This is a genomic window from Paraconexibacter sp. (assembly GCF_059438195.1).
Genome location: NZ_JBLKKY010000001.1, coordinates 34,105 through 58,776 on the forward strand (window position 1 = coordinate 34,105; position 24,672 = coordinate 58,776).

Annotated in this window: 29 protein-coding genes; 16 read left to right on the plus strand and 13 right to left on the minus strand. The window is 75.0% G+C overall.

Features of this window, described 5'->3' with window-relative positions; translation table 11 throughout:
- The first annotated feature begins 54 nt into the window (after positions 1-54).
- Both ACME2J_RS00150 and ACME2J_RS00155 read left to right on the plus strand, forming a co-directional pair.
- Complete coding sequence (locus tag ACME2J_RS00150) at positions 55-1,236, plus strand: acyl-CoA dehydrogenase family protein (RefSeq protein ID WP_495542826.1); 1,182 nt, start codon at positions 55-57, stop codon at positions 1,234-1,236.
- Positions 1,236-3,050 carry an acyclic terpene utilization AtuA family protein gene (locus ACME2J_RS00155; RefSeq protein WP_495542827.1) on the plus strand — a complete coding sequence of 605 codons (1,815 nt, stop codon included), beginning with the start codon at positions 1,236-1,238 and terminating at the stop codon, positions 3,048-3,050. Before ACME2J_RS00150 ends, ACME2J_RS00155 begins: the two co-directional genes overlap by 1 nt.
- An 86-nt stretch (positions 3,051-3,136) precedes the next feature.
- Here ACME2J_RS00155 and ACME2J_RS00160 read toward each other — a convergent pair whose 3' ends face one another.
- Positions 3,137-3,568 (minus strand): hypothetical protein, encoded by a 432-nt coding sequence (locus tag ACME2J_RS00160; RefSeq protein WP_495542828.1) that lies wholly within the window; start codon positions 3,566-3,568, stop codon positions 3,137-3,139.
- A 136-nt stretch (positions 3,569-3,704) separates the two neighbouring features.
- Between ACME2J_RS00160 and ACME2J_RS00165 the strand changes: the two genes are divergently transcribed.
- Genes ACME2J_RS00165 through ACME2J_RS00175 form a run of 3 tightly spaced genes read left to right on the plus strand, consistent with a single transcriptional unit; the run spans position 3,705 to position 6,665 of the window.
- The gene (locus tag ACME2J_RS00165) at positions 3,705-5,135 is read left to right on the plus strand and encodes a diguanylate cyclase (RefSeq protein WP_495542829.1); all 1,431 of its coding nucleotides are present in this window, start codon (positions 3,705-3,707) and stop codon (positions 5,133-5,135) included.
- Between the two features lie 33 nt (positions 5,136-5,168).
- Positions 5,169-5,435: a GlsB/YeaQ/YmgE family stress response membrane protein gene (locus ACME2J_RS00170; RefSeq protein ID WP_495542830.1), complete on the plus strand. Its 267-nt coding sequence runs from the start codon at positions 5,169-5,171 to the stop codon at positions 5,433-5,435.
- A gap of 24 nt (positions 5,436-5,459) precedes the next feature.
- Positions 5,460-6,665 carry an acyl-CoA dehydrogenase family protein gene (locus tag ACME2J_RS00175; RefSeq protein WP_495542831.1) on the plus strand — a complete coding sequence of 402 codons (1,206 nt, stop codon included), beginning with the start codon at positions 5,460-5,462 and terminating at the stop codon, positions 6,663-6,665.
- Positions 6,666-6,667: 2 nt separating this feature from the next.
- Here the strand turns inward: ACME2J_RS00175 and ACME2J_RS00180 are convergent, their stop codons facing one another.
- Positions 6,668-8,218, minus strand: a complete 1,551-nt coding sequence (locus ACME2J_RS00180) for a hypothetical protein (protein WP_495542832.1) — start codon at positions 8,216-8,218, stop codon at positions 6,668-6,670.
- 474 nt (positions 8,219-8,692) lie between these two features.
- Here ACME2J_RS00180 and ACME2J_RS00185 point away from each other — a divergent pair, with 474 nt between their 5' ends.
- Together ACME2J_RS00185 and ACME2J_RS00190 are read left to right on the plus strand one after the other, a co-directional pair.
- Positions 8,693-9,088, plus strand: coding sequence for an ATP-binding protein (locus ACME2J_RS00185; RefSeq protein WP_495542833.1), 396 nt, complete (start codon positions 8,693-8,695; stop codon positions 9,086-9,088).
- A 23-nt stretch (positions 9,089-9,111) separates the two neighbouring features.
- The gene (locus tag ACME2J_RS00190) at positions 9,112-9,504 is read left to right on the plus strand and encodes a hypothetical protein (RefSeq protein ID WP_495542834.1); all 393 of its coding nucleotides are present in this window, start codon (positions 9,112-9,114) and stop codon (positions 9,502-9,504) included.
- A gap of 8 nt (positions 9,505-9,512) precedes the next feature.
- Here the strand turns inward: ACME2J_RS00190 and ACME2J_RS00195 are convergent, their stop codons facing one another.
- The 3 genes from ACME2J_RS00195 to ACME2J_RS00205 all read right to left on the minus strand — a co-directional run bounded on the left by ACME2J_RS00195 (position 9,513) and on the right by ACME2J_RS00205 (position 10,504).
- On the minus strand, positions 9,513-9,686 hold the full coding sequence (locus ACME2J_RS00195; protein ID WP_495542938.1) for a hypothetical protein: 174 nt from the start codon (positions 9,684-9,686) through the stop codon (positions 9,513-9,515).
- A complete protein-coding gene (locus ACME2J_RS00200) occupies positions 9,616-9,831 on the minus strand; it encodes a Na-translocating system protein MpsC family protein (protein ID WP_495542835.1) in 216 nt (71 codons plus the stop codon). Before ACME2J_RS00200 ends, ACME2J_RS00195 begins: the two co-directional genes overlap by 71 nt.
- Before the next feature lie 79 nt (positions 9,832-9,910).
- The gene (locus tag ACME2J_RS00205; RefSeq protein ID WP_495542836.1) at positions 9,911-10,504 is read right to left on the minus strand and encodes an STAS domain-containing protein; all 594 of its coding nucleotides are present in this window, start codon (positions 10,502-10,504) and stop codon (positions 9,911-9,913) included.
- On the opposite strand from ACME2J_RS00205, the gene ACME2J_RS00210 reads away from it, so the two are divergent.
- Positions 10,416-11,600: a zinc-dependent alcohol dehydrogenase gene (locus ACME2J_RS00210; protein WP_495542837.1), complete on the plus strand. Its 1,185-nt coding sequence runs from the start codon at positions 10,416-10,418 to the stop codon at positions 11,598-11,600. The two genes, ACME2J_RS00205 and ACME2J_RS00210, sit on opposite strands and share 89 nt — an antisense overlap.
- A 4-nt stretch (positions 11,601-11,604) precedes the next feature.
- Here the strand turns inward: ACME2J_RS00210 and ACME2J_RS00215 are convergent, their stop codons facing one another.
- Positions 11,605-11,994 (minus strand): STAS domain-containing protein, encoded by a 390-nt coding sequence (locus ACME2J_RS00215; protein WP_495542838.1) that lies wholly within the window; start codon positions 11,992-11,994, stop codon positions 11,605-11,607.
- Positions 11,995-12,144: 150 nt separating this feature from the next.
- Between ACME2J_RS00215 and ACME2J_RS00220 the strand changes: the two genes are divergently transcribed.
- Complete coding sequence (locus ACME2J_RS00220; protein ID WP_495542839.1) at positions 12,145-12,525, plus strand: hypothetical protein; 381 nt, start codon at positions 12,145-12,147, stop codon at positions 12,523-12,525.
- Between the two features lie 101 nt (positions 12,526-12,626).
- Here ACME2J_RS00220 and ACME2J_RS00225 read toward each other — a convergent pair whose 3' ends face one another.
- Positions 12,627-13,046, minus strand: a complete 420-nt coding sequence (locus ACME2J_RS00225; protein WP_495542840.1) for a hypothetical protein — start codon at positions 13,044-13,046, stop codon at positions 12,627-12,629.
- 99 nt (positions 13,047-13,145) lie between these two features.
- On the opposite strand from ACME2J_RS00225, the gene ACME2J_RS00230 reads away from it, so the two are divergent.
- The 3 genes from ACME2J_RS00230 to ACME2J_RS00240 are packed head-to-tail and all read left to right on the plus strand — an operon-like array spanning position 13,146 to position 15,309.
- Positions 13,146-14,273 carry an iron-containing redox enzyme family protein gene (locus ACME2J_RS00230; RefSeq protein ID WP_495542841.1) on the plus strand — a complete coding sequence of 376 codons (1,128 nt, stop codon included), beginning with the start codon at positions 13,146-13,148 and terminating at the stop codon, positions 14,271-14,273.
- Positions 14,270-14,608: a Rieske (2Fe-2S) protein gene (locus tag ACME2J_RS00235; RefSeq protein ID WP_495542842.1), complete on the plus strand. Its 339-nt coding sequence runs from the start codon at positions 14,270-14,272 to the stop codon at positions 14,606-14,608. The genes ACME2J_RS00230 and ACME2J_RS00235 overlap by 4 nt, the downstream gene beginning before the upstream one ends.
- Positions 14,605-15,309, plus strand: a complete 705-nt coding sequence (locus ACME2J_RS00240; protein WP_495542843.1) for a methyltransferase — start codon at positions 14,605-14,607, stop codon at positions 15,307-15,309. The genes ACME2J_RS00235 and ACME2J_RS00240 overlap by 4 nt, the downstream gene beginning before the upstream one ends.
- Here ACME2J_RS00240 and ACME2J_RS00245 read toward each other — a convergent pair.
- The 5 genes from ACME2J_RS00245 to ACME2J_RS00265 all read right to left on the minus strand — a co-directional run bounded on the left by ACME2J_RS00245 (position 15,306) and on the right by ACME2J_RS00265 (position 20,017).
- A complete protein-coding gene (locus ACME2J_RS00245; protein WP_495542844.1) occupies positions 15,306-15,527 on the minus strand; it encodes a hypothetical protein in 222 nt (73 codons plus the stop codon). The two genes, ACME2J_RS00240 and ACME2J_RS00245, sit on opposite strands and share 4 nt — an antisense overlap.
- Before the next feature lie 27 nt (positions 15,528-15,554).
- On the minus strand, positions 15,555-17,171 hold the full coding sequence (locus ACME2J_RS00250) for an FAD-dependent oxidoreductase (RefSeq protein ID WP_495542845.1): 1,617 nt from the start codon (positions 17,169-17,171) through the stop codon (positions 15,555-15,557).
- A complete protein-coding gene (locus ACME2J_RS00255; protein ID WP_495542846.1) occupies positions 17,168-17,983 on the minus strand; it encodes a SigB/SigF/SigG family RNA polymerase sigma factor in 816 nt (271 codons plus the stop codon). Before ACME2J_RS00255 ends, ACME2J_RS00250 begins: the two co-directional genes overlap by 4 nt.
- A gap of 145 nt (positions 17,984-18,128) precedes the next feature.
- The gene (locus ACME2J_RS00260) at positions 18,129-18,800 is read right to left on the minus strand and encodes an HAD family hydrolase (protein ID WP_495542847.1); all 672 of its coding nucleotides are present in this window, start codon (positions 18,798-18,800) and stop codon (positions 18,129-18,131) included.
- Positions 18,797-20,017 (minus strand): carboxylate-amine ligase, encoded by a 1,221-nt coding sequence (locus ACME2J_RS00265; protein WP_495542848.1) that lies wholly within the window; start codon positions 20,015-20,017, stop codon positions 18,797-18,799. Before ACME2J_RS00265 ends, ACME2J_RS00260 begins: the two co-directional genes overlap by 4 nt.
- An 87-nt stretch (positions 20,018-20,104) precedes the next feature.
- Between ACME2J_RS00265 and ACME2J_RS00270 the strand changes: the two genes are divergently transcribed.
- Entirely contained in the window at positions 20,105-20,308 is a 204-nt protein-coding gene (locus ACME2J_RS00270) for a hypothetical protein (protein WP_495542849.1), read from the plus strand.
- 33 nt (positions 20,309-20,341) lie between these two features.
- On the opposite strand, the gene ACME2J_RS00275 is transcribed toward ACME2J_RS00270, so the two are convergent.
- A complete protein-coding gene (locus tag ACME2J_RS00275) occupies positions 20,342-21,388 on the minus strand; it encodes an NAD-dependent epimerase/dehydratase family protein (RefSeq protein ID WP_495542850.1) in 1,047 nt (348 codons plus the stop codon).
- A 159-nt stretch (positions 21,389-21,547) separates the two neighbouring features.
- On the opposite strand from ACME2J_RS00275, the gene ACME2J_RS00280 reads away from it, so the two are divergent.
- The 3 genes from ACME2J_RS00280 (at position 21,548) to ACME2J_RS00290 (ending at position 24,628) form a co-directional block, all read left to right on the plus strand.
- Positions 21,548-21,934 carry a nuclear transport factor 2 family protein gene (locus ACME2J_RS00280; RefSeq protein WP_495542851.1) on the plus strand — a complete coding sequence of 129 codons (387 nt, stop codon included), beginning with the start codon at positions 21,548-21,550 and terminating at the stop codon, positions 21,932-21,934.
- Positions 21,935-22,007: 73 nt separating this feature from the next.
- Entirely contained in the window at positions 22,008-24,131 is a 2,124-nt protein-coding gene (locus ACME2J_RS00285; RefSeq protein WP_495542852.1) for a SpoIIE family protein phosphatase, read from the plus strand.
- Positions 24,132-24,181: 50 nt separating this feature from the next.
- On the plus strand, positions 24,182-24,628 hold the full coding sequence (locus tag ACME2J_RS00290) for an SRPBCC family protein (RefSeq protein WP_495542853.1): 447 nt from the start codon (positions 24,182-24,184) through the stop codon (positions 24,626-24,628).
- The last annotated feature ends 44 nt before the right edge of the window (positions 24,629-24,672 follow it).

Here is a 24,672-nt window from a genome sequence, read left to right on the forward strand (position 1 = left end):
CATGGCCGTGACCAGCGACCGACCCGTGGTCTCCACCGGGTCCCAGGAGCTCCCATGACGACGACGGCGAGTCCGACCCTGTCCCTGTTCCCGAGCGACGAGGAGCGGGCGATCCGCGAAGCGGTCGCGACGATCTGCAGCCGCTACGGGCCGCGGTACGCACGCGAGTGCTACGAGCGCGACGAGCCGACGACGGAGCTCTGGCGGGAGATCTCGGAGGCCGGCTACGCGGGGATCGGCATCGCCGAGGAGCACGGCGGTGGCGGCCTCGGGATGCGCGGCCTCGCGCCTGTCGTCGAGGAGCTCGCCGCGCACGGCGTCGCCGGGATCATGCTCGTCCTCTCGTGCTCGATGGCCGGCACGATCCTCGAGCGTCACGGCACCGACGAGCAGCGCGAGCGCTGGCTGACCGGCATCGTCGACGGCTCGCGCAAGCTCGCCTTCGCGATCACCGAGCCGGACGCCGGATCGAACTCCCACAACCTCCGCACGCAGCTGCGTCGTCACGACGACGGGAGCTTCCGGCTCACCGGGCAGAAGACCTACATCTCGGGCGTCGAGGACGCGGACGCCGTTCTCGTCGTCGCCCGGGTCCGCCACGAGGACGGCGAGCTCGGTCCGCCGTCGCTCTGCATCGTCGACGTCGACGTCCCGGGCTTCACCCGCGACGTCATCCCGATGCCCTACATGGGGCCGGACAAGCAGTGGACGCTCTACCTCGACGGCGTCGTCGTCGAGCCGGAGCGGATCGTCGGCGGTGAGGACGCGGGCCTCAAGGTCATCTTCGACGCGCTCAACCCCGAGCGGATCACCGCCGCGGCGCTCCTCTGCGGCACCGCCCGGCTCGCGCTCGAGAAGGCCGTCGCCTACGCGAACGAGCGGAAGGTGTGGGCGACGCCGATCGGCGCCCACCAGGCGATCGCGCACCCGCTCGCGCGGGCGAAGGTGGAGCTCGAGCTCTCGCGGCTCATGACCCAGAAGGCGGCGGCGCTCTTCGACGCCGGCTCGCCGGAGGCCGGTGAGGCGTCGAACATGGCGAAGTTCTCGGCCGCCGAGGCCGCGACCCATGCGATCGACGCCGCGGTCCAGACCCACGGCGGCAACGGCCTCGCCCTCGAGTACGGGGTGAGCGACCTCTGGTGGATGGCGCGGCTCCTGCGGATCGCGCCGGTGAGCGAGCAGATGATCCTCAACCACATCGCCCAGCACAGCCTGGGCCTGCCAAGGAGCTACTGATGGCCGACACCTTGCGAATCGGGTGCTGGGCGGGGGCGTGGGGCGACTCTCTCGCCGCGGCCCGCCAGATCGTCGAGCGCGGCGACGTCGACTACGTCGTCGCCGACCACCTCGCGGAGATCACGATGGCGCTCCTCGCGCGCGCTCGCGCGAAGGACCCGGACGGGGGGTACGTCCCGGACGTCGTCACCGCGCTCGGGCCGCTGCTCGGGCAGATCGCCGCGCGCGGGTCGAAGATCGTGACGAACGCGGGCGGGCTCAACCCGCGCGCGTGCGCGCAGGCGCTCTCCGACGCGGCAGCGGCGGCGGGCGTCGAGATGCGGGTCGCGTGGGTCGAGGGCGACGACGTCCACGGGCGCCTCGACGAGCTTCGCGCCGCGGGCGCGACCGACATGTTCACGGGCGAGGCGCTCCCGGACAAGGTCCTCACGATGAACGCCTATCTCGGCGCGCGGCCGATCGCGGAGGCGCTGGGCCGCGGCGCCGACATCGTCGTCACCGGTCGCTGCGCGGACTCGGCGGTCGTCCTCGGCCCGCTCATGCACGAGTTCGGGTGGGGCGACGACGACCACGATCTGCTCTCGGCGGGCTCGCTCATCGGGCACATCGTCGAGTGCGGCCCGCAGAGCCTGGGCGGCATCTTCACCGACTGGGCCGACGTCCGCGGGTGGGACGACATGGGCTACCCGATCGCGGAGTGCGAGCCGGACGGCTCGGCCGTCATCACGAAGCCCGAGGGCACCGGCGGTCTCGTGAGCGTCGGGACGGTCGCCGAGCAGGTGCTCTACGAGATCGGCGACCCGACCGCCTACGTCATGCCCGACGTCGTGTGCGACTGGAGCGACGTGCGGCTCGAGCAGGTCGGGACGGACCGCGTGCGGGTGACCGGCGCGCGCGGGTCGGCGCCGACGACGACCTACAAGGCGACGACGACCGCGCCCGACGGCTGGAGGATCATCGCCACCGCGCTCGTCGCCGGGGGCGAGGCGGCGGGACGGGCGCGCAGGGCGGGGGAGGCGATCCTCGCGCGCGGCGCCCGGGAGATCGCCGCCGCCGGGTTCGCCCCGCTCACGGAGACGAGCGTCGAGGTCGTCGGGGGCGGCGACCTCCTCGAGCCCGCTGCCCAGCCGGGGCCGGGGCGCGAGGCGGTCGTGAAGTTCGCCGCACGCCACCCCGAGCGCGACGCGCTCACCCTGCTCGCGAAGGAGGTCGGCGGGTTCGGCCTCATCGCGCAGGGCATGACCGGGCTCATCGGCGGCCGGCCGAAGCCCTCCCCGGCGATCCGGCTCTTCCACGTGCTCGTCGAGAAGTCCGAGGTGCCGGTCACCGTGACGATGGGCGAGGAGTCCCTTCCCGTCGAGGTCGCGCCGGGCGTCCACGGCGAGGTCGGCAGTGCGCCGCTCGACGAGCCCGCGGCTCCGGCGCCGGCGCCCGGCGGCGGGACGGTCACGGTCCCGCTGCGGCGGATCGCGTTCGCGCGCAGCGGCGACAAGGGCAACGACGCGAACATCGGCGTCCTCGCCCGCCATCCCGACCTCTTCCCGGTCGTCCTCGAGCAGGTGACCGCGGAGCGGGTCGCGGAGCGGTTCGCCCGCTGGCTCGAGGGGGACGTGCGGCGCTGGGCGCTGCCCGGCATGGGAGCGGTGAACGTCCTGCTGCGGGACGTCCTCGGCGGCCGGGGAGGCACGACGACGCTGCGCTACGACCCGCAGGGCAAGACCTACGGCGCGATCCTCCTCGACATGCCCGTCGAGGTCCCCGCCGCCCTGCTCGAGCGGGTCGGAGCGGGCGCCCTGGACGGGGCGGCGGCCTGAGCGTCTCCCCAATCGGGTGACTCTTCGCATCTCGACAGCCACCGATGGCCGTCGAGATGCAAAGAGGGCCCGGGGGCTGGGTGAGGTCAGTCGTCCTCGAGGACGAAGGAGGAGATGCCGGTGGCGCCCGCGAGCTCGCCGGTGACGGTGACGGTCTCCCCGACGAGGGCGTCGTCCTCGTCGGCGAGGCGGTCGAACACGTCGCCGCTCTCCTCCCCCTCGCCGCCGGGGGCCTGCTCGACGGACTCGGCGACGATGACCGGCTGACCGTCGTAGTCCCCGAAGTCGTCGGCTTCGCCGATGCCGTCGAACGCTGTGAAGTCGAACACCTGGACGGTGCCGGTGACGCGCACGGTGTCGCCGGCGTCGAACTCGTCGAAGATGCGCTGCTGCGGGTCGGCGACGACGAGGACCTCGTCGTCGTCGGCGAGGATCCACCAGAGGATGAAGCCGGCGAGGACGAGCGCTCCGAGTCCGGCGATCATCAGCGCGGCGACGTTCCGGCGACGCGTGGGCACGGGGCGTGACGCTTCCATGACCTCGCGCTGCCCGTACGCCAGGCCGGCAAACGGCGTTGCCGACCGATCGACCGCCGACCGATCGACCCGGGGTCCGCGCCCTCAACCTTGAGCGCCGTCTGCCGATGATGGACATATGGACCCCTCCGGCGCGGCCGCTCCTGGGCCCGCGTCATCGCGCGGGCGCCGCGGGCTGACCGGCGCCCGGCTCCTCCTCGCGGCCGCGGGCCTCGGCCTCGGCTATGCGGCCCTCTACAAGCTCGTCGAGCTCGGGACGTCCTTCGGGAGCTCGGTCGGCGCGGCGTTCTGGCCGGCGTCGGGCCTCACCGTCTCGGTCCTCCTCCTGCGCCCGCGCCGCGAGTGGCCCGCCTACCTCGCCGCGGTCTTCTCCGTGGAGCTCCTCCTCGACCTCCGGGCCGACTTCGAGCCGGGCGTCAGCGTCGGGATGGCGGTCGCGAACACCGCCGAGCCTCTCGTCGCGGCCCTCCTCGTCTGCCGGCTCCTCGGGGGCCGGACCCCGGACCTCTCGATCCTCCGCGACCTCACGATCTTCCTCCTCGCCGCCGGTATCGCGGGTCCCGCGGTGGGGGCGATCATCGGCTCCGCAGTGCCCTGGGCCCTCGGCGTCGATCCGCTCTGGCCGCGCCTCGGGCGCTGGTTCGTCGGCGACGCGCTCGGCGCGATCTTGATCGCCCCGGCGATCGTGTCGCTCGTGCGGCGCCCGCGGAGCCTGCCGTGGCGCGTCGAGGAGACCTGGACCTTCGGCCTCCTCGCCGCGGTCGCCGCCGTCGCACTCGGGCCGTGGGAGTTCCCCGCCGAGATCGGCCTGCCGTTCCTCGTCGTCCCCGTCCTCGCCGTCGTCGCGATCCGCGGGGGGACGCAGGCTGCCGCGATCGGCGTCCTCGGAGTCGCCGTCCTCGTCGAGACCGTCACGACGCTCGGCGCCGGTCCGTTCGCCGTCGACGGGGCGTTCGACGGGCTCCTCGTCGCCCAGCTCTATCTCGCGACGTGCGCGGCGACGGCGCTCGTCGCGGCCGCCCTCATGGCGGGGCTCGTCGCACAGGAGGAGCTCGCGCTCTCCGACAGCCTCACGGGGCTCGCGAACCGCCGGCTCCTCGATGACCGGATCGCCGTCGCCTGCCGACGGCTCGCACGCCACGGCGGCCTCGTCGGCCTCCTCTTCGTCGACCTCGACGGGTTCAAAGCGGTCAACGACCGTCTCGGCCACGGCGCCGGGGACCGCGTCCTCGTCGAGACGGGCCGCCGCCTCGTCGCGACGGTCCGCGAGCAGGACACCGTGGCGCGGCTCGGCGGCGACGAGTTCGTCGTCCTCGTCGACGGGCTCGACGCGGAAGAGGACCTCCAGGCGCTCGCACGGCGTGTGGAGGACGCGATCGAGGGGCCGATGCGCGTCGGCGGCCCGGCCCCGGTCCACATCGGGGCGAGCATCGGCGCCGTCGTCACCGACCGGGCCGACGCGGAGCCCGAAGCGCTGCTCACGCGCGCCGACCGCTCGATGTACGACCTCAAGCTGGCGCGTCGAAGCCGGGCCGCGCGCAGCGCTTGAGCGAGGACGCCCGCGACCGGGTAACGAGACGTCATGGACGTCATCTTCTTCATCATCGCCCTCGTCGTCGTCGGACTCGTCGTCGGCGCCATCGCGCGGCTCCTCCTGCCCGGGCCGGACCCGATGTCGCTCGGGGAGACGATCCTCATCGGCATCGCCGGCTCGTGGGCGGCGGGCGTCGTCGTCTGGATCCTCTTCGACCGGGCCGGCGGCGGGCTCATCCTCTCGGTCGCCTTCGCGATGCTCTTCGTGTGGCTGCTGCGCCGCTCGCGCAGCGGACACCGCACGGCCGTGCACTGACCCCAGGGCATAGGGTCCTCGGACATGTCGTCCGAGGACCTCGACCCGCCCATCCCGCCGCTCGTCGTCGACGAGGACGGGCCGCGCGGCGACCTGCGCCGTCGCGCCCGTGCGGTCGCCGCCGAGGTCGCGCCCGACGCGGCCCGGTGGGACGACGACGAGGTCTTCCCCGAGGCCTCGCTCGACCGGCTCCGCGCCGCCGGCCTCACCGGCCTCACCGTGCCGGTCGCCCACGGCGGGGAGGGGCTCGGCCCCTACGAGGCGTGCCTCGTCCTCGAGGAGCTCGCGACGGGGTGCCTCTCCACCGCGATGGTCGCGCAGCTCTACCTCAACGGCCCTCCGCGCGCGATCGACGTCCTCGGCACCGAGGAGCAGCGCGCGCGCTACCTCCCCGGCGCGGTGACGGGCGAGCGCTTCTTCTCGATCGCGATCACCGAGGAGGAGGCCGGCTCGGCGGCGACCGAGATGACGACGGCGCTCGCGCCCGACGGCGACGGCTTCCGGCTCCGCGGGCGCAAGTGCTACATCACCGGCGGGGCGCGGGCGGACACGGTCCTCGTCTTCTGCCGTGCGCCCGGCACGAGCGGCGCGCGTGGGATCGGCGCGGTCGTCGTCGAGGCCGGCCAGGCGGGCTTCGCCGTCGGCGGCGAGCAGCCGAAGATGGGGAGCCGCGGCGTCGGCGAGGCCGTGCTCCTCTTCGACGACGTGCGGATCGAGCGCGACGCCGTCCTCGTGCCCGCCGACCCCGAGAGCTCGCGCGGCGCGCAGATCATGCTGCGCCAGTTCAACCCGGAGCGCTGCGGCAACGCCGCGATGGTCCTCGGGTGCGCGCGCACGGCGCTCGAGCTCTCGTTGCGACACCTCCGCACACGGCGGCAGTTCGGCCGCGAGCTGGGGGAGTTCCAGGGACTGCAGTGGAAGGTCGCCGACATGGCGACGCGGCTCGACGCCGCGCGTCTCCTCCTCCATCGCGCCGCGGACTCGTCGGTCGGAGGCTTCCCGGAGATGCGCGCGACCGCGATGGCGAAGGTGTTCGCCGGCGAGGCCGCGGAGTGGATCTGCCATCAGGCGATCCAGCTGCACGGCCACCAGGGCTTCACGCGCGACCTGCCGCTCGAGCGCCTCTACCGCGACGTGCGCGGGATGACGCTCGCCGGCGGGACGGTCGAGGTGATGCGCAACGTCCTCGCCGGCGAGGTCCTGGGCAAGCGCTACGCCCAGCGGGGCTGAGGTCAGTCCGCCGGCCGGCCCCCGGCGAGGCTCGAGCCGAAGCGGTCGTCCCCGACCGCGCCCCTCACGCCGGTCGTCGCCTGGGTGAAGAGCTGGTCGGACTCCTCGCGGAGCCCGGTCCTCGTGCCGTCGAGGACGTGGATCGTTCCGGCCTCTGCGAACCCGGCGACGCTGTCGGCGGGAACGCCGACCGCGAGGTCGAACGCGCCGTCGCCGTCGTAGTCCCCGCTCGCGAGCGCCTCGCCGAACCGGTCCTCGGCCTCGGCGACGCCCTTCACCCCGGCGGCGTCCTGCGTCCACAGCTCGTCACCGGCCTCGTCGAGGCCGCCGCCGCGATCGCCGTAGAGGACCGTCACCGCGCCGGCGTTCACGTGCGGGCCCACCTGCTCACCGGGGACGCCGATCGCGAGGTCGTCGACGCCGTTGCGCGAGAAGTCGGCGGCGGCGAGCGCGCTGCCGAAGGTCTCGCCGATCGACGCGCGGCTCTTCACGCCCGGGGTGTCCTGCGTCCAGAGGTCGTCGCCCTCCTCGCGGAGGCCGGTCCTCGTCCCGTAGAGGACGTTCACGGCGCCCGCCCCGGCGGCGTTCGAGACGTCGTCGGTCGGGGCGCCGATCGCGAGGTCGCCGATGTCGTCGCCGTCGAGATCGCCGATGGCGAGCGCGCTGCCGAGCCCGTCGCCCGGCTGGGCGACGCCCTTGATCCCGCGCGCGTCCTGCGACCAGAGGTCGTCGACGGACCCCAGTCCGCCGCCCTGGCCGTAGAGCACGGACACCGCGCCGGCGCCGTCGTGGCCGCCGATGCGCCCGCCCGGCAGCCCGACGGCGAGGTCGGCGCGGCCGTTGTCGGAGACGTCGCCCGCGGCGAGCGCGGCGCCGTAGCGGAAGTCTGTGCCGGCAATGCCCTTGACGCCGCTGCTGTCGAGGGTCCAGAGGTCGTCGCCGTCGGCGGCGACGCCGTCGGCGGTCCCGTAGAGGACGTGGACGGCCCCGGCGTTCGCGCGGCCGCTCACGCTGTCGCCGGGGGCTCCGATCGCGACGTCGGCGCGGTCGTCGCCGTCGAAGTCGCCCATCGCGAGCGCATCGCCGAACGTGTCGCCCGCCTCCGCATCGCCCTGGACGCCGATGCTGTTCTGGCTCCATCCGCTGGCTCCGGGCCGGGTCACGAGGCCGCCCGCGGAGCCGTAGAGGACGGATACGGCGCCCGAACGGGGCTTCGGGCCGAGTCCGCCCGCGTCCTCGCCGGGCGCTCCGATCGCGAGGTCGGCGTAGCCGTCACCGTCGCTGTCGCCCGCGGCGATCGCGGCGCCGAAGCGGGCGCCGGCCTGCGGGACGCCGCCGAGGCGGCTCATGGTCTTCGTGATCTGCTGGTCGTCGCGCGCGGTGAGACCGCTGCCGGACCCATACAGGACGTTGACGGCACCCGCGGCCTGCTGGCCGGAGACGGAGTCGGCGGGGGCGCCGACGGCGAGGTCGGTGCGGCCGTCGCCGTCGAAGTCGCCGCGCGCGGTCGGGGCGGCGCCCGCGATGGTCGGAAGGGCCGCGAGCGCGACCACCGCCCCGAGAAGGGATGCGGCGGCGCCGCCGGGGCGCCGGTGCGCTCGCGTGGGACGTGGCGGATGACTGCACGGCATGCGTGGGCGCTACCCACGCAGCCGTCTCGGACTCACGGCGTGCGCGGGCGGCGGAGCCTGGAGGGTCTCTGCCCGCGCCGGCGCGAGGTCGTCGCGTCGCGCTCGGGCAGCCGAGACGCGGTGGACCGCACGAGCTCGACGAAGCGCTTCTCGAGGGGGCGAGGGGCGGATCGGCGGCGGACGAGGCTCAACGGGAGGACCTCCGTGCTCCGAGGGAACGATCGGCGACGAGTGCCGCTGCTCCGACGTTGCGCGGAGCGCGCGCTTCGGAAACCGATGCGCGGCCGGCGACACGCGCCCGCGCGTATCCGCGATGATCCCCTCGCCGCCCCGCGAACCCCGTCATCGTGCCGTCCGGTGTGACCCGGTGGGGCTCCGGGGAACGGAGTACCGTCCATGTCGAACGCCTCCTTCGTGCTCACTCTCGCGGCGCGGCCCGAGTCCGCGCCGGTCGTCCGTCACGTCATCGGCGGGACCGCCGACGTCTGGCCCGTGAGCGCGGAGCTGCTTCACGACGTGCAGATCGCGGTCACGGAGGCGTGCACGAACGTCATCAAGCACGCCTACCCGCGCGACGGGGACGGCCTCCTCGCGGTGGAGGGCGACGTCGAGGACGGTCACGTGGTCGTCGCGGTCCGCGACCACGGCGACGGCATGGCGCCGCATCCCGGGTCCGGCGGCCTCGGCCTCGGCCTGCCGCTCATGGGCGCGCTCACCGAGCGCCTCGAGTTCCATCGCACGCCCGATGGCGCCCACGAGGTCCGCATGACCTTCCCCCGGGAGCCCGGATGACCGCGGGGGGCGCGCTGGCTCCGGTGGGGTCACTCGAGCGGGCGCGGCTCAGCGTCGCCTGCGGCGCGATCGCGCGACCGCTCGCCGGCCGGTTCGTCGCCGCGCTCGCCGCGGAGACCGGACTCGCTCTCGACCGGGTCGACGAGGCGATCCTCCTGGCGGAGACGATCGCCGACCGCTGCAGCGAGATCTCGCAGGACGGCCGCGTCGAGCTCTCCGTCGCCCTGCACGAGGACGGGCTCGAGATCAGGGTCGGTCCGTTCCCGCCCGGCCACGGGACGGATCTGCTCCGGCGGGATGCGGCGCAGCCGCAGGGCGGCGCGATCCACGGCCTCGCGACGTCGGCCGACGTGCGGCGCGGGCGGGAGAGCGAGATGCTCCGCGTCCTCGTGGGCGCCCGGGCCCGCGCCGGCTGACCCCCGCGTCAGGCGGGGTGGAGGACGAACGTCTCCGTCGAGACGTCCTGCTCGGCGTCGATGCCGCTGACGAACGCGCGGACGCGCCAGCCGGTCAAGCGCTCGACCGGCTCACAGATTTCCTCGACGCTCGCGTACTGGAAGAACAGCCTCGTCTCCCGCAGCCGCTGGATCTCGCCCATCTCGCGCAGGCGCTTCTCCGCGGGGCGTGAGCGTGCCCTCGAGCATGACGACGAGGACGTCGCTCCCCGCCCAGTACGCCTTCGTGCGGTCGGGGCCGCGGCCCAGCTGCTCCTTGTAGATGCGGACGAGCTCGTCGGCCCCCACTGATGGAAGGAGACGGCCTCCACCGGTCAGGAAGAGGCCGCTCTCCTCACCCTAGACCGTGCCGCGCACGGGTGCCTCGTCACGCCCCGTCCGACACACGCGCCTCGAGGCCGCACAGGTCGAGGATGCGCCTCGCCGCCGGAGAGGCGCCGACGATCGTGACCGCCGTCCCATCGCGGCTGAGCCCGTCGATCGCGTGCGCGAGGGTCGAGTCCGCGAACGAGACGCTGCTGAGGTCGAGGAGGATTCGCCGCCGTCCGTCGACCGCGCTCTGCAGCGCGGCCTGGAGATCCATGACGGACGTCATGTCGACCTCCCCGGAGGGCCGGATCAGCGTCTCGTTATGACGGTCTTCCACGGTGAGGCGGAAGGGCGGGGGACGGTCCGGCACGAGGCCTCCGTGACGATGATGGAGTTTCACCGTTCGCCCGATCTCCTCTGGCAGAGCCGGACGCCCACTGATGCGACGCCACCGCGGCTCCCTGCGGGGAACCGCTGCAGTGGGAGCACGGTAGCGCAGCGACCTGCTGCGCACCACGCAGTCCGCGGTGATTCTCACGGCCGCGCCCGGGTAGCGGCGCGCCATGCGAGCACTCACCTGGCACGGTCGGCGCGACGTCCGCGTCGACACCGTCCCCGACCCGAGGATCGAGGAGCCGACCGACGCGATCATCGAGGTCACGTCGAGCGGCCTCTGCGGCTCGGACCTCCACCTCTACGAGGTTCTCGGCCCCTTCCTCGAGGAGGGCGACGTCCTGGGCCACGAGCCGATGGGCATCGTCCGCGAGGTCGGGTCCGAGGTGACGCACATCGCCCCCGGCGACCGCGTCGTCGTCCCGTTCAACATCTCCTGCGGCCACTGCTTCATGTGCGACCACGGTCTGCAGTCCCAGTGCGAGACGACGCAGAACCACGACCAGGGCACGGGCGCCGCGCTCTTCGGCTACACGAAGCTCTACGGCGAGGTGCCGGGCGGGCAGGCCGAGCTGCTGCGCATCCCGCAGGCGCACTACGGGCCGATCAAGGTGCCCGAGGGCCCGTCCGACGACCGCTTCGTGTTCCTCTCCGACGTCCTGCCGACCGCCTGGCAGGGGGTCGAGTACGCGGACGTCCCCGACGGCGGGACGGTCGCCGTCCTCGGCCTCGGGCCGATCGGCGAGATGGCGACCCGGATCGCGCAGCACCGCGGCTACGACGTCATCGGCGTCGACCTCGTCGAGGACCGCCTCGAGCGCTCCGCCGCCCACGGCACCCGCACCGTCGACATCTCGCGGACGAACGGCGACACCGCCGACGTCATCCGCGAGATGACGGACGGGCGCGGGCCGGACTCGGTGATCGACGCGGTCGGCATGGAGGCCCACGGGTCGCCGGGCGGCAAGCTCGCGCACGCGGCGGCCGCGCTGCTCCCGGACAAGGCCGCGGAGAAGCTGATGGAGACGGCGGGGACCGATCGGGCGGCGGCGCTGCGCGCCGCGATCGACATCGTCCGCCGCGGGGGGACGATCTCGCTGTCGGGCGTGTACGGCGGGATGGCGACGCCGCTGCCGCTGCTCCAGGCGTTCGACAAGCAGGTGTCCGTCCGCATGGGCCAGGCGAACGTGAAGCGGTGGATCGACGACCTCATGCCGCTCGTCACCGCCGACGACGACCCCCTCGGGACGGAGTCGTTCGCGACGCACCACGTCTCCCTCGAGGAAGCTCCGCAGGCCTACGAGAAGTTCCAGAAGAAGGAGGACGGCACCTTCAAGGTCGTCTTCCGCCCGTAGGCGGTCAGGCCCGGCGCACGGGCTCGGCGTCCTCGTCCTTCTCGAGGAGGACGAGGGCGGCCGTCCGCGACGCGACGACCGGCAGGGTCCGCGCGATGCCGCTGAGCTCGAGCGCCCGCGTCCCGGGGTCGTCGCCGGCGATGAGGACGAGCCGGCCGCCGAGGGATCGCAGCTCACGGTCGACCGAGACGATGACCGCGAGCGCGGAGGAGTCGACGAACTCCGTCTCCAGGAGGTCGACGACGACCTCGGCGGTCGGCCCGACGGACTCGATGGCGGTCTCGCGGAGCCTCGGCGCCGAGTAGAGGTCGAGGACGCCGTCGACCGCGATGACGACCGCTCCGATCGTCGTCGGGTGGACGGTGATGGCGAAGTCGTCGAACGAGTTTCCCACGGCTTGATCCCTCGGGCTCGTCATAGCCGCTCGCGCCCGCCGGGAAACGCGCCGGCGCACCTCGGCCTCGGGGTTTCGACCCGGGGGCCCCGGGCAGTGGAGCGGTCCGTGCCCGTCCTCTGCCCACACTGCCGCACGCCGATCGAGGGGGTGTCCGCGCCCTGGCCGCCGGAGCCCCGCCGCTGCGAGAGCTGCCGGCTCGTCATCGGCACCGGGCGCGGCGTCGAGGTGACGGGCGAGGACCCCCTCGCGCGGTCGCACGCCAGCGCGGCGGGCACCCTCGCCGCGCGCGCGCGACGCGACGCCGCCGGGGTCGCGGAGGCCGACGACGTCCCGCTCGATCGGATCGCGGAGAGCATCCGCGCGGTCGCCGAAGAGGTGGGCTCGACGATCGGGCGGCTGAGGATGCTCGACTACGAGCGCATCGCGCCGGAGCGCGGGCACGTCCCGCTGGCGGTCGTCATCGCCCGCCACGGCTCGTGGAAGACCGCACGCGCTGCCGCCGCTGAACAACGGCCAGCGTCGCGTTGATGCCCCAGGCCGATCTCGCGCGGGCGCTCCCGCCGGAGCGGGCGGGCGAGCTCGGCGGCGCGATCTCCTCGCCGCACGCGCCGAACCCGTAGGCCCGGCGGTCAGTCGCCGTCGCCGTCGAGCGAGGCGGCGACGGCGGCCCGCGCCGTCTTCCACGAGCCGTGGCGGGCGATGACCGCCTGCAGCGGGACGAGGCCTTCGAGGCTCGCGTTCTCGTAGTCGAGCATGCGGAGGCGGGCGACCGGGGTGCCGACCTCGTCGGCGGCGCTCACCAGCGACTGCGCGATGCTCTCGGGCGACGCCGTGGGCGCGTCGTCGAGGCGCGCCTCGCGGCGGGCCCGGGCGGCGAGGGTGCCCGCCGCGCTCGAATGCGACCGGGCGCGCGTGTCCCGGCCGTCGACCGCGACGGCGCGGCCGGCGCCGATGACGAGCGCGCAGGCGGGGCAGCGAGTGGGGGTCGGCGGCCACGGCGCCTCTACGCCGTCGACGTCCGTTCGGCAGTGCGGGCACACGAGTGGCACGTGATGCGCGGTGCCCGTCTCGCGAGAAGCGAAACACGCTCCGCCGGTGCGCTCGCCGGAGGCGTTTCGCGGCGGCTCGGGACCGGGCACAGGGAGGGCGTGACCCCACCGACCGACACCGACCGCATCGCGTCGCCCCCGACCGGCTCCCGGGCAGGGGGTCTCGCGCCGCCGCCCGTCCGCGAGATGGGCCAGCTCACCCACGCCGTCCGCGAGGCCCTGCGCTCGGAGGACCTCGACCACCGTCTCGAGCGTGAGGGTGCGATCGTCGTCCCGCTCACCGACGCGCTCCCGGAGCTCCTCGAGCGGGCGTTCGGCGCCGGCGAGGAGGACGCGCTCGACGACGTCCACCGCGCGCTGCACGCGATCGTGAGCGAGGGCGTCGGGACCCCTGGGGCGCATCGCGGCAACGAGCACCACCCCGTGATCGTGGCGGCCCGCGACCGCATCGAGGAGGCCTTCGAGAGCGCCCTCGCCCGCACGCCGCTGCCCGAGGACCCGCCCGCGGACCCGGACGCGTTCGCGAAGTGGCTCGCCGACCTCGCCCTCGAGCGCGAGGTCCATCCGCCGTCCGGGATGGGCGAGTACCTGCGGCGCCACGCCTCCCTCGAGGAGATGCGCGAGATCGTCGCGCAGCGCTCGCTCTTCTTCCTCCGCGAGCCCGACCCGTGGATCCAGGCCCTCCCGACGCTCCACGGCCCCGCGAAGGCCGGGCTCATCGACCTGCTCCTCGACGAGTACGGCTGGGGCCGGCTCGAGCATCTCCACTCGACGATCTACGCCGAGCTCATGGAGCGCCTCGATCTCGACACGACGCCGGAGGCCTACGCCGACTCCGTCGCCTGGCCGTTCCTGGCGATCCTCAACTACCAGGCGATGGTCGGCCACCGCCACCGGCTCACCGCCCGCCTCTACGGCTACATCTACCTCCTCGAGGCCGACTCGCCGGGGTCGATGGAGGGCTATCTCGCCGCCTGGAGCCGCCTCGGGATCGACGACCCGAAGGTGCTCAAGTTCTACGAGCTGCACGCGGAGGCCGACGAGGGCCACCGCGATCTCGCGCTCCACGAGGTCGTCGTGCCCGTCGTCCGCGACCACCCCGAGCTCGCCTCCGACATCGCCCGCGGCGTCCTCGAGGGCCGGCTGCTCCATCACCGCTTCTCCGCGCACCTCGCCGGCGCGTTCTCGGAGGGGCGCTCGTCGCTGCGGCGCCCGCTCGCCGCATGACGCCTGCGGACACCGCCTGGCGGACGGTCCTCGACGCGGCGGACGTGCCGCCGGGCGCCCTGCGCCGCGTCGAGACGCCCGAGCGCGAGGACGGCATCTGCGTCGCCCGACTGCGGGACGGCGCGCTCCACGCGTTCGTCGACTCCTGCCCGCACCGGGGCGCCCCGCTCTCCGAGGGTGAGCTCGTCGACCCGCAGGAGGGCGTCCTGCGATGCCGGGCGCACACGTGGGAGTGGGACGTCCGCGACGGCTCCGTCGTCGCCCTCCGCGCCCCGCTCTGCCTCGACCTCGTCCCGGTCCGCGAACGCGACGGGTCGATCGAGATCGCACCGTGAGCCGCCACGTGCACCTCGACGGCATCGACGTCATGGTGCCCACCGGGGTCTATGCGCCGACGACCGACACCGCGCTCCTCGCGGAGGCGGCGATGGCCGAGGACGTCGCCGACGGCGGCGCGATCCTCGACCTCTGCACCGGCAGCGGCGCCCTTCCCGTCGCTCTCGGCGGTCGCGCCCGCCGGGTGCTGGCCGTCGATCGCTGCGAGCGCGCGGTGCGGGCGGCGCGGACGAACATCGCCCGCGCCGGGCTGCCGGGCGACCGGGTCCGCGTCCGTCGCGGCGACCTCTTCGACGCGCTCGTCGGGTTCGAGCGCTTCGACCTCATCACCGCGAACCCGCCCTACCTCCCCGAGGCGCCCGACGAGGGCCGTGCCGCCGGGCCCGCCGACCGCAGGGTCGACGCCGGGCCGCGCGGACGCGACGTCCTCGACCGCCTCGCGCCGGGGCTCGCCCGGCACCTGCGGCCCGGGGGCGTCGGCCTCGTCGTCCAGTCGGAGGTCGCCGACGTCGAGGCGACGCTCGCGGCGCTGCGGGACCGCGGCCTCGCGGCGACGGTCGTCGCCGAGCATCGCGGGGGCTGGGGCCCGCGCGCCGCGCCCCGGCTCGCGGCATGGGGCCGCGCCGGCCTGCCCATCGGCGACGGCACGACCGAGCGGCTCGTCGTCCTCCGGGCGGAGCAGCCCGTTCCGAGCGTCTAGGACGACTCGTCGTCGCCGCGCGGGGACTGCGCGACGGCCGCGAGGCGCTCGTCCTCGGAGACGGCGGGATGCGCCGCGGCGCACTCGTCGCGCAGCGAGCGCGTGGCGCGCTCGAGGGCGAGGAGCATCGACGTCTCGACGCTGAGGGCGCCGCAGCACGCCCCCCAGTCGAGCGGTGCGCGGGGAGACGGCAGCAGGGTCTGCGGTCGCGGAGCCACGCGTCCGGCTACCCGGACGCGCCGGCGCTATGCGACCCGGTCGCGCTCGGCGGTCTCGGCGGTGGCGCCGTCCGGGCGGGGCGCCGTGGCGTCCTCGCGAGGGGCGAGCGGGGAGGCGGCGGGCCCCTCGAGGACGCGGCCGTCGGCGCCGAACCTCGAGCCGTGGCAGGGGCAGTCCCACGAGACCTCGTCCGCGTTCCAGCGGACCTCGCAGCCGAGGTGGGTGCACGTCGCGCTCACCGTCCGCCGCACGCCGTCCGGTGTCCGGGAGATCGCGACCGGCCGGCCGCCGCGCCGGACGACGCGGCCCTCGCCCGGGGCGAGATCGTCGGCGTCGTCGCCGCCGCGCACGAGCGTCGAGAGCCGGTCGCCGGCGAGATGGGCCATGACCCCCGAGTTCACCGTCGCGAGCGAGACCGCGGACGCGCGGGGCGTGAAGCGCCCCGGGGCCATCGCGCTCGCCCACGGGTGCTCCGCGCCCGTCATCGCCGCGTCGAGGACGAGGGCGGCCGCGGTGCCGCCCGCGAGGCCCCACTTCGCGAACCCCGTCGCGACCCACAGACCGCGCGCGCCCGGGTGGTAGGCGCCGACGTACGGGAGGCCGTCGACCGGGACGAGGTCCTGCGAGGACCAGCGATGGGTCGCGGGACCCGCCGTCGCGAGGTGGGCGTGCGCCCACGCCTCGAGGGCGTCGAAGCGGCCGGGGGAGGACGCGCCGCGGCCCGAGGTGTGACCCTCGCCGCCGACGATCGCGAGGTCGACGCCGTCCGCCCGGTGGCCGCGCACAGAGCGGCTCGGTGCGTCGTCGGCGTAGAGCATCGCCTCGATCGGCCCGGCCGAGACCGGCACCGCGATCGAGTACGAGCGCTCGGCCTCCTGCCGCGCGAAGTAGAGGCCGCGATCGAGGAGAGGCGCGTGCGTGGCGACGACGACGTCGCGCGCGCGGACGCGCGGCTCCCCGCCGATGCGGACCGACCAGGCGTCGCCGTCGCGGCGCAGGCCGTCGACGCGCGCGCCCTCGTGGACCGAGCCCCCGGCCGTGCGGACGCGATCGGCGAGCCCGAGGACGTAGTGACGCGCGTGCAGCTCGGCCTGGCCGTCGAGCCTCAGCGCGGCGGCGCAGCCGTCGTCGAGCGGGATGTCCTCGGTGACGAGGACGGGGACGTCGAGCGACCAGAGCGCGTCGGCCTCGCGCGCGACGTCGTCGCGGCGGGAGGGGTCGCGGACGTACGTGTACGCGGTGCGCTCGTGCCACGAGCAGTCGATGCCGGCGGCTTCGTCGCGCATCCACGCGAGCCCGCCGCGCTGGGCGTCGGCGAAGGCCCGGACGCGCTCGGCGTCGTGCCGCGTGAGGAGGTCGGCGTAGCGGAGATGGTGGAGGGCCGTCACCTTGCCGGTCGTGGCGCCGGTGACCCCGGCGCCGACGCGATCGGCTTCGAGGACGGCGACGGTGCGACCGCGGCGCGCCGCGAGGAGCGCGGACGTCGTGCCCACGAGGCCGCCGCCGATGACGCAGACGTCGACGTCGCGGGGCCCGGATCCCTCGCTGATCGGGATCGGCGGCGCCTCGGTGGCGCCCTGCGCCCAGAGCGACCCGCCCCGGCCGCCCGTCGTCGTGGCGGGCGGCGGGGAGTCGTTCGTCACGATGCGACCTCGGAGAGGAAGTCCGAGGCGTCGAGATCGTCGCCGACCGCCTCGCGGAGCGTGCGCAGCGACGACGCGAGGAGGCGGGAGACGTGCATCTGGGAGATCCCGATGCGCTCGCCGATCTCTCGCTGCGTGAGGCCGGCGCCGAAGCGGAGCTGGACGACCTCCCGCTCGCGCTTCTGCAGGTGACGCAGGCCGTCGCCGAGGACGGGCCGCTGCTCGGCGCGCTCGAAGCCGCCGTCCTCCGCGCCGACGACCTCGGTCACGGTGCGGCCGCTGTCGGTGAACGGCTCGTCGAGGGACATCGCGTGGTGCGCGCGCGAGGCGTGGAGCGCATCGAGGACGTCGCCGGTGTCGGCGTCCAGCTCCTCGGCGATCTCGCTCACCCGGGGCTCTCGCCCGAGACGCGTCCGGAGGATGTCCTGCGCGGAGATGACCTTGGTGCCGAGGTCCTTGAGGTCGCGCGGGACGCGCATCGCCCAGCCCTGGTCGCGGAAGTGCCGCTTGATCTCGCCGGTGACGTTGGGGATGGCGAATCCGGCGAGGCGGTTCCCGCTGTCGGGGTCGTAGCGATCGATCGCCTTGAGCAGCCCGATCGAGCCGGCCTGGACGAGGTCCTCGAGCTGGACGCCGCGCCCGGCGTACCGCTGCGCGAGCCGGCGGACGAGCGGCATGAGGCGCTCGGCGAGCTCCTCCCGTGCGCGCATGTCACCCGTCTTCGCGTACCGCCTCGCGAGGATCTCCTCGCGACGCGCGTCGTAGTCGGCATCCTCTCGCGTCGAGGTCCCGTCGGGTGCTTCGGTGCGCATTCCACTCCCTCGCTGGTCGTGTGACGAAGACGCTGCAAGGTTCGGGGCGAAACCAGGCTCCGGCCCAGGTGGTCAGACCCGGTCAGTTCGGGAGAAACCTCGACGAATCGGGTCTGGGCGGCTCCGTGAGCCCGGTCAAGGGCGGTCAGATCGTCCGGGGGGCGGCCGGTCCGCGCCGGCCGCCGCAGCCGAGGTGAGCGGCGACGTCCTCGAGCGCGGACACGACGACGCGCGCGCCCGCGCGCAGGAGGACGTCTCGTCCGAAGCCCCCGGTGTCGACGCCGACGGTCGGGATGCTCGCGGCGAGCGCCGCACGGACGTCCCACGGGCTGTCTCCGACCATGACGGCCGTCTCGCGGCCGAGGATGCGCATCGCTGCGCGGATGAGGTCGGGCCTCGGCTTCGTCTCGGCGACGTCGTCGGACGTCGTCCAGCCGGCGACGAGATCCGCCGCCCCGAGAAGCTCGACGTAGCGCTCGACCTCGTCGGCCTTCGCCGACGACGAGAGGGCGACGGGGCGGTGCTCGTCGGCGAGCGACGTCAGCAGCTCACGCGCGCCCGGCAGGGGGCGGATCGCGTCGATCTCCGCGAGGTACAGCTCGTCGTGCCGCGCGCGGATGGCGTCGCCGCACCGCGCCTCGACATCGTCGCCGGCGAGGGACGGGACGAGCTGGTCGCCGCCCATCCCGATGCGGGAATGGGCCTCGGAGACGCTCACGTCGACGTCGTGGTCCTGGAAGGCGCGGTGCCAGGCGACGGCGTGCTGGTAGACGCTGTCGACGAGCGTGCCGTCGACGTCGAGGACGACGGGGATCATCGCCGCGTCCGTGCGACCGGGAGGTCCGGTCGCACGCGCGGGCCGCCCGGCGTCTGCGGCCAGGAGACCTCGAACTCGAACGCGCTGGCGAGCGCGCGCGCGACTCCCTCGACGCCTGCGGCCTCGGCGATCGCCCGCTGACGCGAGGCGCCGTCGCGGGCGAGAAGACGTCGCGGCGCGCGGCTGAGCACCTCGGCGTCGCCGAGCCGCGCCGCGGCCGGTGCGATGTCGACGAGCAGCTCGGTGAACGCGCTCGAGACGGGCACGCGACGCCCGTCGTCGAGGTCGGGGAGCGCGCCGGCGAGACCGTCGCGCGAGGCGATCGCGCGGAGGTCGCGGAGACGGTCGCTGTCCGCCACGGGGAGGGGCTCACCGGCGTCGTAGCGGTCGCAGAGGGTGCCGATGAGCGCGCGGACGACCGCCGCGAGGACCGCCCCGTCGGCGGCGAGGGTCGGCTGGTCGCAGACGCGGACCTCGATCGTGGGATGGACCGGGTGGATGCGCGCCTCCCACCAGAGCTGCGAGGCGTCGGCGAAGACGTCGCCGCGCCGGCCCCACATGAGGAGATCGACGTAGCGCTCCCACGAGACGAGAGCGGGCGGGATGCCCTGGCGCGGAAGCCCGTCGTGGAGATGGGGCCGCACCGAGGCCCTGCCGGTGTCGCGGCTCTCGAGGAACGGCGCGTTCGCCGCGACGGCGGCGAGCAGCGGGAGGAAGCTGCGCAGCGCGTCGTGGACGGCGAGCACGCGGTCGGCGCCCCGGACCCCGACGTGGATGTGCAGGCCGCTCGTGAGGACGCGATCGGCCGCCCACGGGTGGGTCGCCCGGACGTCGTCGTTCCGTCGGCCGGGGGCGCACTGCATGGGGAGGCACGCCGTGGGGTGCGTCCCCGAGGCGAGAAGCCGGAGCCCGCGCGTGCGCGCCGCGTGGAGCGCGTCACGGCGCGCCTCGACCATCGCCCGCTCGACGTCCTCAGAGCGCTCCTCGATGCGCGTCGCGTGCTCGAGCTGCGCGGCGGGGAGCTCACCGCGGAACCGGCTGTCCCCGCCGAGGTGGTCGAGGACGTCGGCGGCGCGGGGGACGAGCGACCCGTCGGGCGAGACGACGAGCAGCTCCTCCTCGACGCCGACGGTGAGATGGCGGGCGCTGTCGAACCGCTCGCGGAGGCTGCGGATGGTCTCCTCGCGCCGAGCGCGCCGGAACGGATCGGCGTCCATGGGCCGTCGGTTCCCGACGCGCGTCGGCGCCACACGTGGATCCCCGCGCTCCGGGAATGGACGGAGGTCACCGACGAAGGAGACCCCATGGAGCGCACCGATCTCAATCCCGCGCACGCCGTCTCGGGCGACGGCGCGCGGCCCGACGACGCGACCGCTCGCGCGGAGGGCGCCGTGGCCGACGTCGTCGAGGGCGGCGTCGCGGCCGGCCGCGACCGCCCGCGGGCGGCGGTGCTGCTCGCGACCGCCGCCGCCGGGGCGCTCGCCGCTCTCCTCGTGCGTCGCCGCTGAGCCGCAGCCGCCCCGGAGCCTGGACCCGAGCGCTCAGTGCGAGCGCCCGCCGACGCCGGTGCGGAGCTCGCCGAGGCGCGCGGGCCCGCCCGTGGCGGGATCGAGGGGCGGCGTCGCCGCGCCGGCGCCCGCCCGCAGGCCGTCGAGGAGCTCGCGCAGGGCGTCGGCGCCGTCGCGGTGCGGCGTCCAGCCGAGCTCGCGGCGGGCACGTGAGGAGTCGAGAAGAGGTCCGTCCACGGCGAGGTCGAGCCAGCCCGGGGACGTCGGCTGCAGCCGCGCCCGCCAGGTGAGCCCGACGACGGAGCGGAGGAGTCCGGCGGGCACGGGGATCGCGCGGGCCCCGAGCGCGCGGGCGAGCCCGCGGATGCCGATCACCGGGTCCGCGGCGAGGTTGAAGGCGCCCCGCGCATCGGGGTCGAAGAGCGCACGCGCGACCGCGTCGGCGACATCGTCGCTGTGGACGACCTGGAAGCGCAGGCCGCGGGGCAGCGGGAGGACGGGTACGCGGCCGACGAGCCTGCGGGGGAGGAAGGGCCCGGCGAAGTACCGCCGGATCTCCGACCCCGCGGAGCGCTGGAAGATGAGCGTCGGACGCAGGCGGACGACGCGCATCTCGGGATGCTTGCGTTCGACCTCGTCGAGGATCTGCTCGGCCGCCACCTTGTCGCGCGAGTAGTCCGAGGTCGGGATCCCGGTCGTCGACCAGGACTCGGCGACCGGCTCACGGGCACCCGGGGCGTAGACCGCGAGGCTCGAGAGGTGGACGAGGGTGCCGACCCCCGCCGCGGCCGCGGCCTCGAAGACCCGCCGGCTCCCCAGGACGTTCGCCCGCCGCGTCTCCGAGCGGTCGTGGGAGGGCTGGATGAGCCACGCGGCGTGCACGACGGCGTCGGCGCCCGCGAAGAGGCGCTTCAGGTCCGCCGACGTCACGTCGGCGGCGACCCACTCCACGCCCGGGACCGACTCCTCCGGGGCGCGGCGGGCGAGCCCGGCCACGGACGACACGCGGTCGTCGGGCACGAGCGCGCGCAGGACGGCGCTGCCGACGTTGCCGGTCGCTCCGGTGAGCACGATCCTCATGACGTTCCCTTCCCGGCCGCCGCCCGGCGACCGTCGTGACGCGGTCGGCTCGCGCTACCCGGCGCGCCGTTCGTCCACCCTCCCGGCGGGTCCTCGCGACGGCCGCCGGGATCGGGCGTTCGCAGAGACGCGCGCCGCGACGAGGTAGGCTCGCTCGACATGTCAGCGCGCGTGGAGTTCGTCCGTCGGCTCTTCGAGATCTTCGAACGCGACGGGGTCGACGCGGTCCTCGCGCTCGTCCCCGAGGACGTCGTGTGGATGCCGTCCTCCGGTGACGGCCGGCGGTTCGCCGGCGCCGAGGTCGCCGAGCATCTCCGAGGGCGCGCGAGCGACGGGGTCGCGCAGAACCAGCGGCTCCTCGACGTCGAGGAGCACGGCGAGGACGTCGTCGTCCAGGGCTCCCTGCACGTGAGCACCGCGAGCGGGCACGTCGACGAGCAGCTCTACTGGGTGTACCGCTTCGAGGGCGACCGGCTCCGCGAGGCCCTCGCCTTCCCGACGCGGCGAGCGGCGATGCGGGCGGTCGCCGAGCGAGACCCGGCCTGAGGGAGGCGACCGGCGAGGCCCGCCGTCGCGGGCTCGAGGTGTGAGCCCGGGCCCGGCGGGTACACGCGACGGGATGCGCGACACCGCCCCGATGCCGGAGGAGCGCGGGGACGGAGAGCGCCTCCAGGCCGCGCGCGAGGTGCGGCGAGCCGACGGGAACGGACCGCCGGCGCCGGACCCGATCTACGACGCCTCGCCGGTGGGCCTCGCCCTGCTCGACGCGGACCTCCGCTTCGCCAGGGTCAACCGCGCGTTCGCCGGGCTCTCCGGCGCGCCATCAGCCGCGCACGTCGGTCGGCGCATCACGGAGGTCCTCGATCTCGAGGCGTCGGTCCTCGAGTCTCTCGAGCGGTGCCTCGTGTCGGGCACCGAGGTCCGCGACGTCGAGCTGAGCCTCCGGCACGCCGGCGGCGGCGGCCGGGACCTCGCCCTCTCGGCGGCCGCGACGGGCGCGAACGGACACGCCGGCATCGCGGTCGCGGTCCACGACGTCACCGGGCGCAAGTGGATGGAGCGGTACCGCAGCCGCCAGCTCCGCGACGCGCGCGTGCTCGCCGCTCTCGGCGAGCTCCTCGACGGTCGCCTCGAGGTCGACGCGATCGCCCGGGGGGCGACGAGGATCGTCGTCGAGCACCTCGCCGACTGGTGCGGCATCTCGATGCCGTCCGCCGACGGCGGTCTGCGGACGCCTGCGAGCGCGGCGCGCGAGCCGGAGCTCGCGAGGAGGGTCGCCCATCTCGAGAGGCGCTTCATCGGACCGGACGACCCTCGCGGAGCCTCGCACGAGGTCCTCCAGACCGGCGAGCCCGTCCTCATCGAGGAGGTCACCGAGGCGATGCTCGACGAGGCTGCCGCGACGCCGGAGGAACGCGACCTCGTCCGCGAGCTCGACCTCGCCTCGGGGCTCGTCGTGCCGCTCGTCGCGCGCGGCGAGATCCTCGGCGTCCTGCGGATGGCGACGATCGCGGGCTCGCGGCCTCTCGACGATCACGACCGCGACGTCGCCCGTGACATCGGGCGCCGCGTCGCGGCCGCGATCGACGCCGCGAGGCTCTACGAGGAGGCGACGGAGGAGCGCCGCCGCGCCGAGCGGGCGCTCGAGCGCGAGAGCGCCGCCCGGCGCGATCTCGTGCGGTCCCACGCCCGGACGCGGCTCCTCGCCGACGTCAGCGGTCTCCTCGAATCGTCGTTCGACGTCCGCCCCGTCCTGGACGAGGTCGGCGCGATGCTCTCGGAGCGCTTCGTGGCGGACGCGCGCATCGAGCTCGCCGCAGAGCGGTCCTCCGCGACCGCGCTCGCGACCGGCGAGGGCGAGTCCCGCTACCGGCTCGCGGTCGCCGGGCGCACGCTCGGCTCGCTCGTCGTCGACTGGGGAGGCCGCTCCCCCGACGCCGACGACGCCGCCCTCGTCCGCGAGATCGCTCGACGCGTCGCCTTCAACGTCGACGCGTCGCTGCGCCACTCGGAGCGGGCCGCTGCCGCGAGGACGCTCCAGGCGAGCCTCCTGCCCGAGGGCCTCCCGTGGGTCCCGGGCCTGCTCCTCGCCGTCCGGTACACGCCCGCGGTCGGCGGGGCAGAGGTCGGCGGCGACTTCTACGACGTGTTCGCGCTCGACGACGGAACCTGGATGATCGCCGTCGGCGACGTCTGCGGGAAGGGCGTCGAGGCCGCCTCGCTCACGTCGCAGCTCCGCTACACGCTCCGGGCGCTCGCGCCCCGGCACGCGGAGCCGTCCGCGCTCCTCGGCGAGCTCAACGCGTCCCTCGACGAGCGCTGGCAGCACCGGTTCGCCTCGCTCGTCCTCTTCCACGTCGATCCCTCGCGCGCTGCCGACGGCGAGGCGACCGTCGACGTCGCCAGCGCGGGCCATCCGGCCCCGTTCCTCCTGCGGCCCGACGGCGTGGAGATCGTGTCCGGCCACGGGCCGGTCGTGGGCCTCGCCGACGACGCCGCGTTCCCGGCGGAGCGGGTGACGCTCACGGCGGGGACGGTCGCCGTCGCGTACACCGACGGCATCAGCGAGGCGCGACACGACGACATCCGCGACCCCGCAGAGCTCGGTCGTGAGGTCGCCGGATCGCGCGAGCGCGGGCCGTCGGGCGTCGCGCGCGACGTCGAGGCGCGGGCGCGCGCCCGCGCCGGCGGGCCCCTCCGCGACGACGCGGTCGTCCTCACCATCGCACTCGACGTCGACTGACGGGAGGCCCGTGGGTCGTCCGGCGTCGCGACGGGTAGGGAGCAGGGCCCATGGCCACGACAGAGACCGTCATCGACGTCCCTCCCGCGCGCGTGTTCGCGACCCTGCGGCGGGCGGAGGCCTACGGCGACTGGGTCGTCGGCTCGCGGAGCATCCGCGACGTCGACGAGCACTTCCCCGGCGTCGGCAGCCGCTTCCACCACACGGTCGGGTGGGGCCCGCTCCACCTCGCCGATCACACCGAGGTCCTCGCGGTCGAGGAGCCGACGCTGCTCGTCCTGCGCGCGAAGACGCGGCCGCTCGGCAGCGCGCGCGTCGCCCTCGAGCTTCGCGATCTCGAGGACGGCAGGACGCGCGTCGTCATGCACGAGGGTCCGGGGGACGCCCTCAGCCGGCTGGCCTTCAACCCGATCGCCGACCGGCTGCTGCACCGTCGCAACGTCGAGGGGCTGCGGCGGCTCAAGCGCATCTGCGAGGACGGCGACGTCCGCCCGTGAGGAGGCGCGGCGCGGTGCGGCGACCGCGGCCGCCGCACCGCGAG

Bases quoted from the DNA above. Each gene is read 5' to 3' on its own strand.
- ACME2J_RS00150 (WP_495542826.1), top strand. From the start codon at position 55: ATGACGACGACGGCGAGTCCGACCCTGTCCCTGTTCCCGAGCGACGAG.
- ACME2J_RS00155 (WP_495542827.1), top strand. From the start codon at position 1,236: ATGGCCGACACCTTGCGAATCGGGTGCTGGGCGGGGGCGTGGGGCGAC.
- ACME2J_RS00165 (WP_495542829.1), top strand. From the start codon at position 3,705: ATGGACCCCTCCGGCGCGGCCGCTCCTGGGCCCGCGTCATCGCGCGGG.
- ACME2J_RS00170 (WP_495542830.1), top strand. From the start codon at position 5,169: ATGGACGTCATCTTCTTCATCATCGCCCTCGTCGTCGTCGGACTCGTC.
- ACME2J_RS00175 (WP_495542831.1), top strand. From the start codon at position 5,460: ATGTCGTCCGAGGACCTCGACCCGCCCATCCCGCCGCTCGTCGTCGAC.
- ACME2J_RS00185 (WP_495542833.1), top strand. From the start codon at position 8,693: ATGTCGAACGCCTCCTTCGTGCTCACTCTCGCGGCGCGGCCCGAGTCC.
- ACME2J_RS00195 (WP_495542938.1), bottom strand. From the start codon at position 9,686: ATGGGCGAGATCCAGCGGCTGCGGGAGACGAGGCTGTTCTTCCAGTAC.
- ACME2J_RS00210 (WP_495542837.1), top strand. From the start codon at position 10,416: ATGCGAGCACTCACCTGGCACGGTCGGCGCGACGTCCGCGTCGACACC.
- ACME2J_RS00205 (WP_495542836.1), bottom strand. From the start codon at position 10,504: ATGATCGCGTCGGTCGGCTCCTCGATCCTCGGGTCGGGGACGGTGTCG.
- ACME2J_RS00235 (WP_495542842.1), top strand. From the start codon at position 14,270: ATGACGCCTGCGGACACCGCCTGGCGGACGGTCCTCGACGCGGCGGAC.
- ACME2J_RS00255 (WP_495542846.1), bottom strand. From the start codon at position 17,983: ATGCGCACCGAAGCACCCGACGGGACCTCGACGCGAGAGGATGCCGAC.
- ACME2J_RS00260 (WP_495542847.1), bottom strand. From the start codon at position 18,800: ATGATCCCCGTCGTCCTCGACGTCGACGGCACGCTCGTCGACAGCGTC.
- ACME2J_RS00265 (WP_495542848.1), bottom strand. From the start codon at position 20,017: ATGGACGCCGATCCGTTCCGGCGCGCTCGGCGCGAGGAGACCATCCGC.
- ACME2J_RS00270 (WP_495542849.1), top strand. From the start codon at position 20,105: ATGGAGCGCACCGATCTCAATCCCGCGCACGCCGTCTCGGGCGACGGC.
- ACME2J_RS00275 (WP_495542850.1), bottom strand. From the start codon at position 21,388: ATGAGGATCGTGCTCACCGGAGCGACCGGCAACGTCGGCAGCGCCGTC.
- ACME2J_RS00280 (WP_495542851.1), top strand. From the start codon at position 21,548: ATGTCAGCGCGCGTGGAGTTCGTCCGTCGGCTCTTCGAGATCTTCGAA.
- ACME2J_RS00285 (WP_495542852.1), top strand. From the start codon at position 22,008: ATGCGCGACACCGCCCCGATGCCGGAGGAGCGCGGGGACGGAGAGCGC.
- ACME2J_RS00290 (WP_495542853.1), top strand. From the start codon at position 24,182: ATGGCCACGACAGAGACCGTCATCGACGTCCCTCCCGCGCGCGTGTTC.